General features: G+C 45.9%; 12 protein-coding genes and 1 tRNA gene. 7 read left to right on the forward strand and 6 right to left on the reverse strand.

From position 1 onward, the window contains the following. The first annotated feature begins 73 nt into the window (after nucleotides 1-73). Both pelA and MHI55_RS11220 read left to right on the forward strand, forming a co-directional pair. Nucleotides 74-1,036, forward strand: coding sequence for a pectate lyase (gene pelA / locus MHI55_RS11215; protein WP_036670167.1), 963 nt, complete (start codon nucleotides 74-76; stop codon nucleotides 1,034-1,036). Between the two features lie 176 nt (nucleotides 1,037-1,212). After that, nucleotides 1,213-1,296 (forward strand) — tRNA-Leu (locus MHI55_RS11220). Nucleotides 1,297-1,441: 145 nt separating this feature from the next. Here MHI55_RS11220 and MHI55_RS11225 read toward each other — a convergent pair. Beyond that, on the reverse strand, nucleotides 1,442-3,127 hold the full coding sequence (locus tag MHI55_RS11225; protein ID WP_340390012.1) for a carbohydrate-binding protein: 1,686 nt from the start codon (nucleotides 3,125-3,127) through the stop codon (nucleotides 1,442-1,444). Nucleotides 3,128-3,540: 413 nt separating this feature from the next. Here MHI55_RS11225 and MHI55_RS11230 point away from each other — a divergent pair, with 413 nt between their 5' ends. After that, nucleotides 3,541-4,380, forward strand: coding sequence for a divergent polysaccharide deacetylase family protein (locus MHI55_RS11230; protein WP_340390014.1), 840 nt, complete (start codon nucleotides 3,541-3,543; stop codon nucleotides 4,378-4,380). On the opposite strand, the gene MHI55_RS11235 is transcribed toward MHI55_RS11230, so the two are convergent. Then, a complete protein-coding gene (locus tag MHI55_RS11235) occupies nucleotides 4,355-5,101 on the reverse strand; it encodes an N-acetylmuramoyl-L-alanine amidase (protein ID WP_340390016.1) in 747 nt (248 codons plus the stop codon). The two genes, MHI55_RS11230 and MHI55_RS11235, sit on opposite strands and share 26 nt — an antisense overlap. A gap of 195 nt (nucleotides 5,102-5,296) precedes the next feature. Here MHI55_RS11235 and MHI55_RS11240 point away from each other — a divergent pair, with 195 nt between their 5' ends. Continuing rightward, nucleotides 5,297-5,515 carry a YqzE family protein gene (locus MHI55_RS11240; protein WP_036609606.1) on the forward strand — a complete coding sequence of 73 codons (219 nt, stop codon included), beginning with the start codon at nucleotides 5,297-5,299 and terminating at the stop codon, nucleotides 5,513-5,515. A 120-nt stretch (nucleotides 5,516-5,635) separates the two neighbouring features. Here MHI55_RS11240 and MHI55_RS11245 read toward each other — a convergent pair whose 3' ends face one another. The 3 genes from MHI55_RS11245 to MHI55_RS11255 form a co-directional block, all read right to left on the reverse strand. Beyond that, nucleotides 5,636-6,586, reverse strand: coding sequence for a hypothetical protein (locus MHI55_RS11245; RefSeq protein WP_340390018.1), 951 nt, complete (start codon nucleotides 6,584-6,586; stop codon nucleotides 5,636-5,638). Nucleotides 6,587-6,797: 211 nt separating this feature from the next. Further along, nucleotides 6,798-7,997, reverse strand: a complete 1,200-nt coding sequence (locus MHI55_RS11250) for a YqhG family protein (RefSeq protein WP_340390020.1) — start codon at nucleotides 7,995-7,997, stop codon at nucleotides 6,798-6,800. A 3-nt stretch (nucleotides 7,998-8,000) separates the two neighbouring features. Then, nucleotides 8,001-9,764, reverse strand: coding sequence for an SNF2-related protein (locus tag MHI55_RS11255; RefSeq protein ID WP_340390022.1), 1,764 nt, complete (start codon nucleotides 9,762-9,764; stop codon nucleotides 8,001-8,003). Between the two features lie 568 nt (nucleotides 9,765-10,332). Here MHI55_RS11255 and MHI55_RS11260 point away from each other — a divergent pair. Continuing rightward, nucleotides 10,333-12,972: an adenosylcobalamin-dependent ribonucleoside-diphosphate reductase gene (locus tag MHI55_RS11260; protein ID WP_340390024.1), complete on the forward strand. Its 2,640-nt coding sequence runs from the start codon at nucleotides 10,333-10,335 to the stop codon at nucleotides 12,970-12,972. An 82-nt stretch (nucleotides 12,973-13,054) separates the two neighbouring features. Here the strand turns inward: MHI55_RS11260 and catA are convergent, their stop codons facing one another. Beyond that, nucleotides 13,055-13,702: a type A chloramphenicol O-acetyltransferase gene (catA, locus tag MHI55_RS11265; RefSeq protein ID WP_338708365.1), complete on the reverse strand. Its 648-nt coding sequence runs from the start codon at nucleotides 13,700-13,702 to the stop codon at nucleotides 13,055-13,057. 231 nt (nucleotides 13,703-13,933) lie between these two features. Here catA and MHI55_RS11270 point away from each other — a divergent pair, with 231 nt between their 5' ends. Continuing rightward, nucleotides 13,934-14,494: a flavin reductase family protein gene (locus MHI55_RS11270; protein WP_340390026.1), complete on the forward strand. Its 561-nt coding sequence runs from the start codon at nucleotides 13,934-13,936 to the stop codon at nucleotides 14,492-14,494. Between the two features lie 574 nt (nucleotides 14,495-15,068). Next, nucleotides 15,069-17,171, forward strand: coding sequence for an acyltransferase family protein (locus tag MHI55_RS11275; RefSeq protein WP_340390028.1), 2,103 nt, complete (start codon nucleotides 15,069-15,071; stop codon nucleotides 17,169-17,171). The last annotated feature ends 170 nt before the right edge of the window (nucleotides 17,172-17,341 follow it).

Consider the following 17,341-nt stretch of genomic DNA (forward strand, 5'->3'; position numbering starts at 1 on the left):
AAATAAAGGAGGTTTGGGTCGTATATCATAGGTAAAGTAGAAGTGGAAGATTTATAAAAACGAACATAGGAGAGTGTTACATTTGAAAGCGAAGAAAATAATTACTTTTGTCCTGGCATGTACGATGGTGTTCTCAGTAGTTGGAATGGCAGTTCTCCCTGTAGGGACGGTATCTGCTGCAGATGCGTCGGGTACTACAGCGAGTATTTCTGATATTTTGAAGAACCAGCTGCCGGATGGAGGTTGGAGAAAAGATTATAAACAGACAAGTGGAGAGTGGGCAAAGTCCACGATAGACAACAAGGCTACATACTCAGAAATTAGAAGATTGGCGAAGGAATTTAAAAAGACGAATGATCCGCGTTACTCCACAGCTGCAATCAAAGGAATTAACTTTTTGATCAACATGCAGTATTCAAACGGCGGGTGGCCACAAGTTTACCAAAGCTCCGGATACCACAAGCACATCACTTACAATGATGATGCCATGATTAATGTAATGATCATGCTGGATGAAGTAGCAGCACGCAAAGGTGATTTCTCATTTATCGACAGCACACTTGCTAACCGCAGTAAAAATTCAGTTGCCAAAGGTGTGGAGGCGATTCTGAATACACAGGTCGTTTCAGGTGGTAAGCTGACAGCATGGGGACAACAACATGATTCCAGCTCTCTTAAACCAGCGAGCGCAAGAATCTACGAAGTGCCATCACTGACAGCTGGAGAGAGTGTAACGATTGTTAAATTTCTGAAAACCAGACCTGCTAACGCTAAAATTACCGCATCCATTAAAGGAGCGGAGGCTTGGTTTAACAAAGTGAAAATTACGGGTTACAAGTATGAAAGAGCTAATGGAGATAGTAAAATTATCGCTGATTCCAAAGCTGCACCAATTTGGGCACGCTTCTATGAGATCGGAACGGATAAACCAATCTTTATTGGTCGTGACGGGGTAGTTAAATACAAATTAAGTGATATTGATAAAGAAAGAAGAGGCGGTTATGCATGGTATGGCAACTGGCCTTCCAAGCTGTAATTTGTAGTATGCTTCCGTTTTAATGAACCAAACTATTAACAGCAGTTAAAGGTAAAGCCCGAATCGACATGGACGTCTGATTCGGGCTTTATTGTTATTACTTTCAGTGTTGACATGATAGATTACGCATGATATATTATTTCTTGTCGCCGATATGGATGACGGAGATACAATATGCGGTCGTGGCGGAATTGGCAGACGCGCACGGTTCAGGTCCGTGTGGGCTAACCCCCGTGGAGGTTCGAGTCCTCTCGACCGCATCTAATAAAAAGACTCCTTAAGCTAACGCTTAAGGAGTCTTTTTTTGCATTTTTTGATATAACACTAACTTTAGTGATGAGTATTCAAGAGGTTAGTGCTTAGCTGCACGTACAGCAAATGTCTTCCATCAGCCATACGGAACGTTTATTGTGCTGCGGTAACATTAACGCTGTCAATATTCGGTCCTTCCGATCCGGTGGTAACTACTTTCAATGTATTGGTCCCCGTGTTCATGGGGACCTGTATTGTTTTTTCAACCCAAGTGGACCAGCTTCCCGTAGCCGGAAAGGGCTCGTTGCTAATGACTTTGGTTCCGTTCACAAAAATGTCGAGGTTCCGAGTGCCGCTTTCCAGCGCATAACGAAACTTTACGTTTTTGGTACCTGTTGTCGTGTTATTAATGCCGTTCCATTGAATGGCCGAACCAGTCATCGCATTGAAGTTAACATACCCGGAGCCAGTGTAACCGGGGTAGATTGTTTCAATGGTAGCTTCCGTAAGTGACGTTCCGGTCTCGGCTTCATACGTCGTGCCACTGCCTGTATTCCCGCCGCTATTTCCGCCAGTAACGTTGGCAACAAACGTTGTTACGCTCTGAGGCGGGAGCTGTGCCGTGAAGGCTCCATTGGATACGTTAAGCGAGGTTCCGCTTGCCAGGTTTCGACTGCTGTCCGTAATCCATGAGGACACAGTAGAGGCATTACCATTCTGCAGAACGAATTTTTGGCTTGTGGCTGAAGTTCCACGGTTAATTGCCACGACGACGACTTTGTTATCACCTTTATAGGCTGAGACAAATGTGTTTGTATCCGGATTTTTCGTTGCATCGACTCGCAGGTAGCCTGGACGCACGAATTTAGAGAAATGAGCCATATTATACCCGCGTTTGCTTATGGTACCGTCCTCTTTCATCGGACCATACTGTCTGCGGATGTACCACCACACGTAGGCCTGGAAATCACCTTCTACCATGGCATTGTGCATGTGATAGGAAACGTCTAATGCTTCAGGCCAGCGGTCTGCTGAGTTGTTGTCACTGTTTGGAACATACACTTCAGTCATCCACAGTTCTTTACCGGCTCCTTTTTGCTTAAAGAGAGGGTAGGCAAAATTCGAAATCTGGGTTCCATACGTATGTGCTCCCAGAATGTCCATGTTGGCAAGTGCCTGCGGATCATTCAGGATTGGGTCGGATATGTTTTTTAAGTACTGGAAGGATTCAGGCGCCATGACTTTGGTACCTTGGATGGACCCGGCATTTTCTTTCATGAATCGAAGGATCTCTTGTGGAGTCCACCAAGTCCAGTCATGAGCATAATCCGGTTCGTTTTGTACAGAAATGGCATACAGATCTACGCCGTTATTTTTCATGTAGGTTACAAAGTCGTTCAGATGTTGCGCATATGCGGTATATTTGTCGTATTTCAGACGTTTGGCATTTGTGTCCCCATTGCGGTTGAACGTTTCAACCATGCTGCTTGGAGGATTCCATGGGGATGCAAATACAATAGCACCCTTTTCGATAGCTCGTTTGGCTGTGGCAACTTCACGATACCAGTTATTGGAATCTGGATCAACGTAGATCCTGAGAATGGAGAAGCCTAATTGATTCTGGTCATTACCAAAAGCAGTTTCACGTTGAGCGGGAGTCAGATCACCAATCCAGGCAGGAAGGTTAATGCCCCCAAAGCCCTTGATCAGCTGTTTTTCCGAGGACAAATTAATGTTGGCATCGCTGGCTGCTGACACATTTGTCGGGGTTAACATCAAAGGCAGGGCTGTTAAACAGGCCAAAAGAACATTAATCGTCTTTTTTAGTTTGAATTTCACTACTTTCATCCTCCTCGATAATAGTAAGTTGCATAGAGAAACCGCAACCAGGAATAACAAACAAGAATAGCGGATTGTCTGGCATTTATTTTATGTAAACCCTTTCAAAACCTCCTTCCATAAATCATAGGATAGAAATGAAGCATAGAACCTCTTTCATTTGTTGATTCTACTAAAAAATTCCTAAACTGAAAACCTGACAAATTACAGTATTTTTTCTAATTAATCTCTTTTATAACTGTTCAATGACAGTTCTTGTCTGAATGCTAAGGAGAAAACTGGAATGATGGAGATCTTCACTTGAGATAGAGGTCTTCAATGGCGGGGATATGATTATTAAGGAAGGCTTTGGCTTACATAATCCTCCCTTCATTATCAAACAATGAGATCACAGAAGTTACGGGGAGGGAATCATGATGAAGGTACAGAGAAAGATTTATCGATTCATTGCAGGTATCATGGCATTGTTGATTGTGTTTTACGCAGGCATATCGGCAGGAGGGCCTACAGCGGCAGCTTCAGAGTCCACATCGAATCACAAACGGTTAGCGATTATCATCGATGATGTTGGTAATGACATGAAGGGTACGGCAGAGATCCTGGCGATGCCAGTCAAACTGACGGTAGCGGTTATGCCTTTTTTACCAACAACGAAGAAAGATGCGATGGCTGCACATGAAAAGGGAATGGATGTGATTGTGCACATGCCCATGGAACCCAAGAAAGGACGACCTGAATGGCTGGGCCCGGGTGCAATCACATCCAATCTAACAGATGAAGAAGTCCGCTCACGCGTGGAGAAAGCGATTGATGATGTGCCCCACGCCATTGGCATGAACAATCATATGGGTTCCAAAATTACTTCGGACAAACGCATCATGTCCATTGTGCTCGATGTATGCAAGGAGCGGGGTCTCTTCTTTGTAGACAGTCGTACGAACTTTCGCTCCGTGGTGGGGGAACTGGCCATATCCAAAAACATGCCACCTGTAGGTAATGACATTTTCCTGGATGATCAAAACTCCAAGCAACACATTCGCAAGCAACTGGATCTGGCTGCTCAGCGTGCGATCGACAAGGATATCTGTGTTGTCATTGGTCATGTCGGTCATTCGGGGATGAACACATCCGCAGTAATTCGTGAATCCGTCTCCCGTCTGAAAAATCAGGTCCAATTTGTAGGGATTGGTGATCTGGTTCGAGATGTGTGGCAATGGCAGTCTGCTCCTACACTACCGACAGATAATAAATAATGCCATTGGCAATGGACTGGGCGATTCGTTTTTGCTCAGCGGGGTCATTCATTCTGGCTCGATCTGCCGCATTGCTCAAAAATCCGGTTTCGACGATGACGGCAGGTTGCTTCACGTAATTCAATATATAAAAGGGCTTGCCCCATACAACCCCGTGCTCCGTTTCGTACAACTTGTTCATGGCACCCTGAATGGATTGGGCCAGCAAATAACTCCTGCCTTCTTTCTGGTGCAGTACCACCGGGCCGTGTGCTGTCGATCGGGGACTCCAGTTCGCATGAATGCTGACCACGATATCTGTACTTACTTCTTCGCTAAGGCTTTTACGTTGGGCAAGATCTCTGGTATGACGGGAGCGGCTGTTCAGCCAGCGGTTCTCATCACTAAGTGCATAATCACCAAGTCGATTGATGATAACGGCATAACCTTTGCTGCGAAGCAGGAGATAGACCTTTTGGCTAATGGCCAGGTTGATATCTTTTTCCAGCACACCTTGGGCTGACGTACCACCGTCAATACCCCCATGGCCTACGTCGAGCAGGATAACGGGTGCTGCAAAGGCATGATGACTTGAGCGATAAGCATCTCCATCGGTCACTGGCAGCATGGATGGACTGTTCTGGGACGGGGCTGCTTTTCCATGCGCGACATGGTGGGGCAGGATGGGAAGACAATGGAAGCTAATGAGCAAGGCCACCGAAGCGGTCAGCAGCTTATACATGGGAATACACACTCCTTCATGAAATAGGTACCGGATGCAGATTAAAGACTGTATGGATACCTTTGGCATTAGACTGTGCATTTTGAGGGTTTTCATACTCCTTTCAATAAAAAAATGTTTAACCATTGCACATCCTGCACACAATAGAACTATCGTAAGCTCCGTGAAAGTGCAGGAGCGAAGGAGGCAGAGGTTATGGCCAAAAGTGATGAGTTGGTAAAATACATTACGCAACGTGTAGTACATTATATCGATACGCCGAAGGATGAGCGGAAAGGTCGCACCAAAAGGAAAGAGCCGTGGGCGATGAAGTGGTTTGGTATGATCCCTTTCGCTGTATCCCTGTGGGTGGGGAAAAAGGAAAAAGAATTCGATACACAGTCTCATAAACGAAGTTCTTCGGGCAAAGGGTGACTATCGCTTACCTATTTCACTAATAGTAAACCAAAAGACGCAATCCCTTAATAAAATGGGAAGGCGTCTTATTTGTTGTTTTACAAATTATCTGACTGTGTCTTAAGAATTTGCTGATGATCAAGGATTTACGAGGTAAAAATGGCCATCTTGCTGCAATGTGTTCAAAGGGACAAAGCGTTGAATGGATGATTTTCCACCTAGCGATACATATAGAATGGACTCTGCTTCCTGATCTGTATGCCACAGCTGATAACCGCTAACGGGTAGAGGACCGCCGTATACAACGTTACGATCACCCGCTGAGAAAACAATCTCTTGATTCTCCCCGTGTTGTATCACATCTTGTGCCCGGTCGGCAGCAACAGGTTTGGAGGTAATCCACAACAGATTGTCAGCCGGATTGAAGACGGGTCGCAGATGAAGTGGGTCGACTGATAAAGATGGCGTTGTGGATAAATCAGTTATGCTGACAGAGGTCTGTTTGGAATCAGTCTCCAGCAGGTTCAGGAACTCTGATGGCAGTACATCTCCGTTCGTAGCATCAATATAAAGTGCAGGATGATTAGGTTGCTCCACTTTCCAATAAGCCAGCAGGGGAAGAGCATAACCAAGATGAAGCTCTCCTCCGGCAGCAAGTAATGCCTCAAGGTTCACATGTTGTCGATCCAAGGTTTGTCCAAGAAGTTCATTGTTGTATGGTGACTGTTCTCCATGACCATATTCACTAAGCATCAACTGACCCTGCTCTGTGGCCGTAATAATCATATATCCGATCGGTTTGCCTTCAAACTCAGCTTGTACGAGCCAGCTATGTAAACCCGGCCCCAGAGGGTAGAAGTCCAGGTCGGCGTTCTTCCAATGCACTTCGCCGTTAGCTGTACCAAGTGTAACAGCTTGTTGCTCTGCAAACCGTTGCACAGCAGCGGGAGCTAGCTGTTCATTCTGAATGGCATGATGTTTGGGACTATACTCAATTGATGATGCGGGGGATAGCGAAGATGTTTTTTGTTCCTCTGCATTGGCTATCGACCAAAAAGAGAATAGGGCAAGACAACTGAGCAAGCCCAAGGTTATACAGGTTGTTTTCCGAGCGTTGTTCCAACACGTATGAAAGAATCGTTTCAAATTTACACCTACTTTTTCATTTATCCGTTACCTGAGCGGGTCCTAATTTCATTCTAGGGGACAGGTTATGCAAAGGTTGCTGCAACCTGTCGGGCGGCTGATCATGAATAAACACTACTTTTGCCAGCATTTGCAGGAAAAGTAGTGTCTTCGTCTATCTTAAGTGAAACATGCCGCTGCTAATGGCAGTCACTTTCACTTTGGGTTCATATTGCCAGATCATCTCGGTCCGGCGTGTCTCATACTGCAGTTTCATAGCTTCGCGATCGATTACCGCCTGTTTTGCTTTCTCTTCTTCGGCATCTGTCTCGGAGTCGATCGGTACTGCGGCCTCTGCCGCCAGTTCTACATCTGCTCCAATGGGTTTAGCGTTAGTTATATCCACAACTTTTATCAGTGATGCAGGTGGGGTGCGGTCAGAATGGACATTCTCATTCTCCGTGTCTGAGGTTATGTTACCTGGTAATTCTACCTCAGGCGTATCTTCCCGGAGTACCGCCTCATAGTAGGTGTCCAACACGTCCAGCTCCAGATCAAGCCGCTCTTGGGCTTTCTCTGCCCAGCTATAATCGAGTTCCAGCAAGCGGTTCGTCAAATGAGATTCCAAAGCAGCTCCGGCATCAAATAACGAAACTTTAGCTGTCTGTACATGCATGTTCTCCGCAAGCCTCGGACTGAGATCACGTCGGTTCAGCTTCGTGCCGAATTTTTCTATAATTTCACCCGAGCGAAGGGAGATGCCGAGAAAATGCAATTCCTCCCGTTTCAAATCACAGGCGAATTCCACCTTGAAACACACACCAAGCCAAGGCTCATATACGGCTGGCGCTGTAGCCCGCAATTGCCGTTTGGCAGCCTGTTCGAACAGGTTCACGAAGGCACCGCCTTCACGGGCAGCGCCGAAAATCTGCTGCAGTCTGCGACTGCCATACACCACTTCTTCACGCAATATTCGTCCTGGTCCCAGCTGTGGCAGTGATGGCGTAATACCGAAGTAACGGCCTAGAATAGTTTCTTTTGGTGGTTCCCCTTGAGGACTGCCGTTGGTTACGCCATTCGTTCCATCAGGGTTAGGAACAGCAGGAGGTGATGCTTGCGCAGCTGTGGCTTCTGCTGCTTCAATGGCCTGCTGATAACTGTCAGGATCAAATATAAATGTAAAGGACATCGTCTCAGCGGGTGCTCCGGTTCGTTCCACAAACCCCCAATAATAGGGGCGATTGGTCAACGCTTTGTCCGCCTCAGGCGAGAGTTTGACTGTAACATGGGCAGGGGAACGCTCCATAATCTGACAATCCAGTGCTTCCAGATAGGTGAGAACATAAGCCTGCACTTCATGGGGAGACATGGTCATGAGTTAGCTACCTCCTTTGCGAAGATCTAACAACCTGGATACGGCAGGCCCTTCATCTGAAACCTCACGTTGAATAGAGTTCAACGATTGTCCAAGTGAATCCATTTTGCGGCGAATATCTTCATCAGTTTGTGATTCCAGCATGATTTTGTACAAACTTTTCTCAATAGACTCCTTCTTCTCCAGCCGTTCCAGAATGACATCCAGCCCGCCGATCACCATCTCAAACATATTGATCTTCTCATGCAGCAGATTCAGAATATGTTCCTCAATGGTTCCAGTCGTGGATAAATTGAAGATGTTCACGTCATTTTGCTGTCCCAGCCGGTGTACCCGACCGATTCGCTGCTCTACCCGCATAGGGTTCCAAGGCAGATCAAAGTTGATCATATGATGGCAAAATTGCAAATTGATGCCCTCACCACCCGCTTCGGTTGCAATCATGGCCTGTACACGCCCGCGGAAGAGATCCATCATCCAGTCTTTTTTGCCTCGATTCATACCACCCCGATAGGGTACAGCCGTAAGCCCATTGTTGCGGAAATAGTTTAGCAGATACTCCTGCGTGGCCCGGTATTCGGTGAAGATAATTACTTTTTCATTCATGTTCCGAACCAGTTCCATCGTTTTCTCCGCTTTGGTATTCTCCTTGATCGCTTTAATATGGGCAACGAGTTCCCAAATCTTGTCCCGAAGGGGAGAGTCCAGCGGAAGTTTCTTCGACAGATTAACCAGCGTCACGAATACAGCATCCCGACTGCTGCACACTTCACGCTGCAATGTAACAAGGGAGAGCATGCTGCTCAGGTTGCCGCCAGCTTCCTGGTACTGGTCTTTAACAAAGGAAGTCACGCCATCATAAAGCGCTTGTTCTTCGGGCGATAGTTGCAGATTCACGTTGGAGACATTCCGTTTGGTAAATTGAACAGGGCCTTCGCCGCGGCGGTTACGAATCATGACTTTGGATAACTCGTTCTTAAGCTGTTCCTGATTTTTCGGAACCCGTTTGTCTACAACAAAGTTGGCCGCAAAGTCACCCTGACGACCCAGTTGACCGGGCTTCAGCAGGTTGATCAAATTGAACAATTCACTCATATCGTTCTGCACAGGTGTAGCTGTAAGAAGCAGACAATACTTTTTGCGCAATTTCAGCATGAATTGATAGTTGGTTGTTTTCTTGTTTTTGAGCTTATGAGCCTCGTCAATAATAATCATGTCGTAATCAGTATTCAGCAGCATATCTTTATGCGGGTCACGTTTGGCTGTATCCATGGAAGCAACAACCACTTCATTCTGCCAGGAATAGGCCTTTTTCTGGGCAATAGCAGGGATGCCAAATTTTGAATTCAACTCCCGTACCCATTGCAACACAAGAGAGGCTGGCACGAGAATGAGTACCTTGGATACGAGACCCCGAACCATATATTCTTTCAGAATGAGACCGGCTTCAATGGTTTTGCCCAGACCCACCTCATCGGCGAGAATGGCCCGGCCTGACATTTCAAATAATACTCTGCGTGCAGTGTCCATCTGGTGAGGGAGTGGGGTAAGGCCTTGTAGATGCTTGAGACATTGGATCTCGTCAAAATTGGGAATAAGGTTGGTCTCTTCGGCTTGAATGCCGAGTTGAAAGAGTCGGTAATCCCCCCAAGGACCTCCTTTATCCAGTCGTGATTCCAATTGATTAATCCAGGTCCGATCAAATTCCAACGGAACGGGCAGCTCGGCTACAGGTTGATTCATGTGGTGCGGGTTTTTCCGGTTCATGGTGTTTCCTCCCCTGCCATACGTGATGACGTTTTATTCGTAGGTAATAGTATGGACGAATGAGAGTCAGTTCATAACTATGTGGGTTCAAATAAGGAATATTTACACTTGTCAATCCGATGACAGAATAACCTTCCAATCGCTGTTATCCCCAGATTTTTTTTGATTCCCTTGTCCAAAGGGGGAAAACCCGGGGATAGCGTATGCTTTCGATGCAGCTTTCTTTCAGAAAGCTTTTAGGCCAACGCTTCGCTTTTTCAGGTTTTTTCTGTCCTCTCCGTTGACGTGCAAATGATTAGTTTAACTTATATTGAACCCAGAAATTTAGTAAAGGCACATGTTTTTTCTGTGCCAAAAAATTCACTGATGTCGTATTCATGCGTATGAGGGTGTGTGAAGAAGTTTGTCCGAACAGGGGAGTCTACAAAATAAGGTCTGTGATAAAAGTCATATGTAAAATCAATATATGGTGTATTATACTGAATTTATATCACTATATGTGGTGTATCGTCATAATTTACTCATATAGTGAACATGGAGCTTTATACCGGGGAGGTTGAATGTAGCGATGAAATCGAACCAACGATCGTACCAATTAGAAGGACTCAGCGAAAAAATATTTCTGGACCGATACGCTTGGAAGGACGCTGATTCGAATCATGCCAAGGTCGGAGATGTGGTATTGGTATTAACGAAGGATGATCCGAAGTTCCCAACCAAGGAAGTGGGCGAAATCATAGAACGTCAGGGTCAGCTTGTACAGGTAAGAACTCGAAGCGGAGAGATGATCGAGACAAGTGTGGAGAAATTGACACTCAACATAGAAAAAACACCGGAAGAGATGTGGGACCGTCTTGCCAAAGCGATGGCTTCTGTCGAATCCACAGCTGATAAGCGGGCAACGTGGGAGTCCAAGTTCCGCTCTGTGTTGGAAGATTGGAAGTTAGTACCCGGAGGCCGAATTGCTGCAGGTGCGGGGGCAAGCGATGAGTTGACACTTTTCAATTGTTATGTCATTCCGTCTCCGCAAGACAGTCGGGGTGGAATCATGAGAACCTTGACCGAGATGACGGAGATTATGGCACGTGGGGGAGGTGTTGGCATTAATTTGTCCTCTTTGCGTCCTCGCCGAGCGGTGGTGAAAGGTGTCAACGGATCATCCAGCGGTTCCGTATCGTGGGGCGGATTGTTCAGTTATACGACTGGACTGATTGAACAGGGCGGAAGCCGCCGGGGTGCGCTCATGCTGATGATGAATGACTGGCATCCAGATGTGCTTGATTTTATTACCGTGAAACAAACGATGGGGCAGGTGACCAATGCCAATCTGTCTGTATGTGTGAGCAACGCATTTATGGAGGCTGTCAAGCAGGACGGAGATTGGGACTTGGTTTTCCCCGATACGAACGATCCGGACTACGACATCGAGTGGAACGGGGATATGCAGCAATGGAAAGCCGCAGGTCATTCGGTGGTGCACTATCGTACACTGAAGGCGCGCGAAATCTGGCATACCATTATTGAATCAGCCTGGAAATCGGCAGAGCCCGGTGTGGTATTCATGGAGTACTACAACCAGATGTCCAACAGCTGGTACTTCAATCCGATTATCTGTACTAATCCTTGCGCAGAACAGGGTCTGCCTGCCTGGGGTGTATGTAATCTGTCTGCCATTAATCTGTCCAAATTCTACGATGAAACAAATCATGATGTGGCATGGGATGAACTGGCGGAAACCACTCGTATCTCGACTAGATTTTTGGACAATGTCATCGATGCAACACCATATCATTTTGAGGAAAATAGACTGAATCAGCAGCGTGAACGCCGGGTTGGGCTTGGCACCATGGGACTGGCAGAGCTGATGATTAAGCTGCGTATTCGATACGGCAGTCCTGAATCTCTTGTTTTTCTGGATAGACTGTATGGATTCATGGCGAAGGAGGCCTATCTGGCATCGGCAGAGATTGCAGCAGAGAAGGGAGCTTTCCCAGCTTTTGAAGCTGAACCGTATTTACAGAGTGGATTCATGAAAAACATGGTTGCGACGTACCCTGAAGTGGGAGAGGCCATCCGTAAACAGGGCATTCGAAATGTCACACTGATCACACAAGCGCCAACGGGAAGTACAGGTACGATGGTGGGCACATCAACAGGTATTGAGCCGTATTTCGCCTTCAAGTATTTCCGTCAAAGCCGTCTAGGTTATGATGAACAGTTCGTACCGATCGCACAAGATTGGCTGGATGAACATCCTGGTGAAGCTTTACCAGACTATTATGTGACGGCGATGGATTTGTCGGCTGAGAATCACATACGGGTGCAGGCAACGATTCAGCAATGGGTGGATAGTTCGATCTCGAAGACGGCCAACTGTCCGGCTGATTTTACAATGGAGGATACGGCTGAGCTGTACGAACTGGCCTTCGACCTTGGCTGCAAAGGAGTAACGATATACCGTGATGGCAGCAGGGATGTGCAGGTGTTGTCCACGTCGAAGAAGGAAGAGACCCAAGGTGAAGATCAGAACACGGCGGAAGCTGAAGAGAAGACAGTCGTATCTGCTATAGAAAACCCGAATAATGCTGAAGTACAGGCAAGTGATGGAACTTCGAATAGCCAGGTTGGTGTTAGAACGCATTCTTCCGATCAAGCCCCGTCCTCTTCTACAGTGCTGGATAAACAATACAGAAGCCGTCCTCAAGTACTGCGCGGTGCGACATACAAAATCAATACGCCATTCGGGATGGCTTACATTACGATCAATGATCTGGAGGGAACGCCGGGTGAGATCTTCCTGAACGTGGGCAAAGCGGGATCGGACGTGTTTGCCATGGCTGAGGCACTCGGTCGAGTGTGCTCTCTGTTCCTTCGATACGGAGATCATGGGCACAAGGTTGAACTGTTGATCAAACATCTCAAGGGAATCGGTGGTTCGGGAGCGATTGGCTTCGGGGCCAACCGGGTGGAATCGATTGCTGATGCAGTCGCCAAAGCATTGGAATGTCATGTACAGAGCGATGTGCAGGAGAACGAAACTGGAGCATTAATAGAACAGAATCAAGTGGAGAGCACGTATCCAGAAGTGGAGGATCAGAAAACCTTTATCGAATCGAGAGATTTATGTCCTTCATGCGGCTCGGCATCCCTGATGAATGTGGAAGGTTGCAAAACATGCAGCAACTGTGGGTACAGTAAATGCAATTAAATATCTTTTGAAAAAAAGAGAAAAAGAAAGGCACTCCTGACTCCATTACGAAGTCAGGAGTGCCTTTTTGTCATTTAGATAACTAACACCAATCTTGGCATCGATCTGCAAGTGATTGCAATTCATTAAATACAACACCAGCATGGTAGCCGTCGCACACGGCGTGATGTAACTGAACGGATAAGGGAAGATATACTTTATCGTTCTGTTGAACATATTTCCCCATCGTGAAAATAGGCAACAAGTAGGTTCCCTCGTTGTAAATATTCAGATTAAATGCCGTAAAGTTCACCCAAGGAATACTGGAAACGGGAAAAGTATTTGGCGGTTCAGTGGGTTTGGCAACAAATTGTTTGTGATCTTTGTAATTCTTCATATCTTCCAGATAACGAATGTGGAACGTCTCGAAATCTTCATGGAATGCTGTCCAGATCGTTGAGAAACTCTTGTTGTCCTCATGAAAAATCGTATAATTCGGAGACATTTCGTCCCAGTAGCCCAATCTCCCCTCGGCATCAAAACAAGTTCGAAATTCCCTGTGTGCATTGACGACCGTAGAGATCATATGAATAAGAGCCGGATAGAACTTCAATCCTTTAAGCTTCAGTTCGTTGATCAATAGAGTGATATCCAGATTAGCAGTTATGCTGTAGGTACATCTGACCTGATTCAAGTAGTGGTCAAAGTATGGCTTTCGATCCCACTGATCTAACACGATTGAATTAAACATAAGTTATAACCTCCTAAATTTGAATAATGGATTTATTTAGGAGGTATATTTGACTGATTTGACCATATCCTATCACATTCCCAGTATCGTATTTTTAGAAATTGACCATTTCAGTATACCATGATAGTGAATATGTCGCTTATAGCGAAATCGTTTGCAAAACGCTTTTTCAACCTGTTTCTTTCCTTTATAATTAAAATTGTCTTTATAACGAAGAAGAGAGGGGATTAGATGCGTCAGCCGATAGAAGAACCTATATTTTATTCTTATCCTGGAATGGTAGCGGTGGTGACTTCACGTCATGAGGGAGTTCAGAATGTGATGGCGTCCGGATGGCATACATACATCGGATCATCACCAGGCGTATACGGCATCTCCCTTCGTAAGGAAACATACTCCTATGAACTCATTGAGAAGAGTGGCGTATTCGGTGTTCATTTCCTGCCAGGTCATCGATCAGAGTGGATTCAAGCTGCAGGAACGTTCAGTGGAAGAGATACGGATAAATTCACAAGATTCGGCATTCCATATGAGGAAGGAATCAAGGTAAGTGTACCCATGTCGACAGATGCTTATTTTGCTTATGAATGCAAGGTTATGGATATTACGACATATGGTGACCATGAATGGATTGCAGGCGAAGTGTTGCAGCGATATCAGGATCAGAAGTACTTTCTGGAGAATGGAATGGTTGATCTGGAGAAGTTGCAAATCCCAATGTACACAGGGCGTTCAGCATACCGGATCATGGATGCGAGGACAGAAGAAAAGATTCACCCGTTCCACCTCTAGGGTCCTAGGCAAGAAGAAGCAATTATGAGCAAAACTTTCAATCCGGTCTGACATAGGTTTATAATGGATATTGGCTGCTGAGCAAGTCGGCAGCCTTTTGTTATGAATTCAATTGTTTCAATCGATGTGTGCGTGGGTATGCTGGTTTGCGCAAGTGAGACAGGTAATTTTAGCCACTCGATGAAAAGTACTATATTTAACGACAAAATTAGAGTATGATTTTACAGCTATATGAGCTGGCAGGAAAGGTTACATCGGTTTAATCGTTTGTAACTATTCCTGTAAAGTATAAGGCTTAATACGGGCGTATAATGCTAAACGTGAACTCACGAATGAATATAAAGAATATTTTAATAATTAAACTTAATGGACAGGCAACTCGTCTTCTTTAAGATTATAGAATTCACACAGAATGTCGCATCATCGGATCGTGCTTCGAACAGAAGCTTTTCTTATGTTGTAAATGAAAGATGGAAGGTGCAATACGTATGTTAATGACAACCAGAACGATCAGGAGTTCCTTTATGCCCCTAACACCGATGTTGTTGACTCACAGTAACAAGGAGGGGCATGCATGTCACAATCGTTAAATCGTAAGAGACATATGAACGGACTTGACGGCTTGCGAGCCATCGCTGTACTTGCGGTAATCGCGTATCATCTAAATTTGGATTTTATTCCGGGCGGACTGCTCGGTGTAGGTATATTTTTTGTTCTCTCGGGATATTTAATTACAGATATTCTCGTGTCACAGTGGCAGGAACATGGACGCATTTCACTCGGTGATTTCTGGGTAAGACGGGTAAGGCGTTTGCTTCCAGGCATGCTGACCATGACAGCTGTGGTGATGATCTGGTTGGCTTGTACAGATCCATCCCGGCTTGCTGCGCTTCGTGGTGATATCGTTTCGGGTGTATTATACATAAGCAATTGGTGGTATATCTTTCACAACGTTTCCTATTTCGAAAGTTTTGGCCCTCCATCACCGTTTGGACATTTCTGGTCACTGGCTGTGGAAGAGCAATTTTATCTTATATGGCCTCTTCTACTGATCGCAGCAATCGTAGTGTTCAAAAGAAAGGGATGGCTGGTCGTTTTCATTGTCGTCGCAGCTGAATTATCTGCTGGCGCAATGGCCATCATGTATAATCCGGATTTGGACCCGAGCCGTGTATATTATGGAACAGACACGCGGGCATTTGCACTGCTTGCTGGTGCTGCTCTTGCCGTGGTGTGGCCTAGTCGCAAGCTATCGAACTCTCTGTCTGGCATGAACCGGCTTGTGCTCGATGTGTCGGGACTTGCTGCGCTCGCTTTGTTAATCTACATGATGCTGAACAGCAGTGAATATGATCCGTTTCTGTATCAAGGGGGCATGGTGCTTCAGGCTATTGCAACAACGTTGCTGGTAGCGGTGTTGGCTCACCCATCGTCTTTCCTGGCACGTATCATTGGCGCGAAGCCATTACGCTGGATCGGAGAGCGATCCTACGGATTATATCTGTGGCATTATCCGGTCATTATGTTAACCAATCCCGCGGTGGATACGGGAGGAACACACCCTGTACGCATCATTTTACAGGTTGCTGCAACGGTTGTACTGGCCTCATTGTCCCTTAAATATATTGAAAATCCGATTCGGTACAATGGATTCCGTGATTCTTGGTCCCGATTATGGGGAAGAGGGCGGTCATCAATCGGTATACGTAACGTATGGTGGAAGCGGGCAGGTCTGTTGATGACGATTCTGCTGTTGTCCTATACGGTATCTCAGATGATGGTCTCACATGCAGCGAACTCCGATTCCCATTCGGTATCGATGTCCAACACATTAAATGGAGAGAATTCCGTAGCGGAGGAACAGGGACAGGATGTGTTGCCAGCTATTACAGGAACGTCAGGCTCTGGCCAAAAGAACGATACTCATACCCATAAACCGGAAGCAGGAACGAAAGATGATCCGGGGGAAAATGAGAAGCCAACAGGAGAGTCTGCTCCAGATTCAAAACCTGACGAACAGGACAATTCAGTGAATCCTGGCAAGGACGGTCAGTCTGAAGATAAGCCGGCTGATGACTCCGTGACGAACGAGAATGATACATCGGATGACGCCGGAGCGAATCAATCCGATAATACGGATCATACGGATCATACGGATGATACACCTGATTCATCTCAGGACAATGAAGAAACGGCTCCTCCAGCCCAGGATGGTAAGGTTCATTATACTGTCATTGGAGATTCGGTGATTTTGGATGCAAAACCGTATCTGGAGCAAAGTATATCAGGAGTGTATGTGGACGGACATGTCGGTCGTCAGATGTGGCAGGCAGGCGATGTATTGGAAGGTCTGAAGCAAAACAACCAAATGGGCAGCAAAGTGGTGCTGGAGCTCGGGACGAATGGTTCTTTTAACTCCAAAAACTTGAATGCTGTGCTTGATTATCTGAAGGATGAGGATCGGGTATATCTGGTTACTGTGCGCGTACCTCGTCCATGGGAACGAACGGTGAACAGGGCGTTGAATGAAGCAGCATCCAAATACAGCAATGTCTCGTTAATTGACTGGAACAGTGCAAGTGAGGGACATGACGAATATTTTGAAAAAGATGGCGTACATCTCACTACGCAAGGGTCCGAAGCTTTTGCAGAACTGGTGAAGAACAGTATCCAATAATACGCAATCCATATTTAATACGATTTAGCACTCATTCATTATATATAGCCTGGGGTGAAGCAGCCGACGGCTGCAACAAGAAAGAGCTCTCATTGTGAGGGCTCTTTTTATATGTTATGAACAATAAGTCAGCAAAGTAAATTCCAAACAGGGGAACCGATATTTTTCAC

Origin of the sequence: Paenibacillus sp. FSL E2-0151 (assembly GCF_037993015.1) — a bacterium.
In the GTDB taxonomy this organism is placed as follows: Bacteria; Bacillota; Bacilli; order Paenibacillales; family Paenibacillaceae; genus Paenibacillus; species Paenibacillus amylolyticus.

What these genes read in the sequence shown, in the direction of transcription:
- MHI55_RS11230 (WP_340390014.1), top strand. Translation starts at nt 3,541, where the DNA reads ATGATGAAGGTACAGAGAAAGATTTATCGATTCATTGCAGGTATCATG.
- MHI55_RS11235 (WP_340390016.1), bottom strand. Translation starts at nt 5,101, where the DNA reads ATGTATAAGCTGCTGACCGCTTCGGTGGCCTTGCTCATTAGCTTCCAT.
- MHI55_RS11240 (WP_036609606.1), top strand. Translation starts at nt 5,297, where the DNA reads ATGGCCAAAAGTGATGAGTTGGTAAAATACATTACGCAACGTGTAGTA.
- MHI55_RS11250 (WP_340390020.1), bottom strand. Translation starts at nt 7,997, where the DNA reads ATGACCATGTCTCCCCATGAAGTGCAGGCTTATGTTCTCACCTATCTG.
- MHI55_RS11255 (WP_340390022.1), bottom strand. Translation starts at nt 9,764, where the DNA reads ATGAACCGGAAAAACCCGCACCACATGAATCAACCTGTAGCCGAGCTG.
- MHI55_RS11260 (WP_340390024.1), top strand. Translation starts at nt 10,333, where the DNA reads ATGAAATCGAACCAACGATCGTACCAATTAGAAGGACTCAGCGAAAAA.
- catA (WP_338708365.1), bottom strand. Translation starts at nt 13,702, where the DNA reads ATGTTTAATTCAATCGTGTTAGATCAGTGGGATCGAAAGCCATACTTT.
- MHI55_RS11270 (WP_340390026.1), top strand. Translation starts at nt 13,934, where the DNA reads ATGCGTCAGCCGATAGAAGAACCTATATTTTATTCTTATCCTGGAATG.
- MHI55_RS11275 (WP_340390028.1), top strand. Translation starts at nt 15,069, where the DNA reads ATGTCACAATCGTTAAATCGTAAGAGACATATGAACGGACTTGACGGC.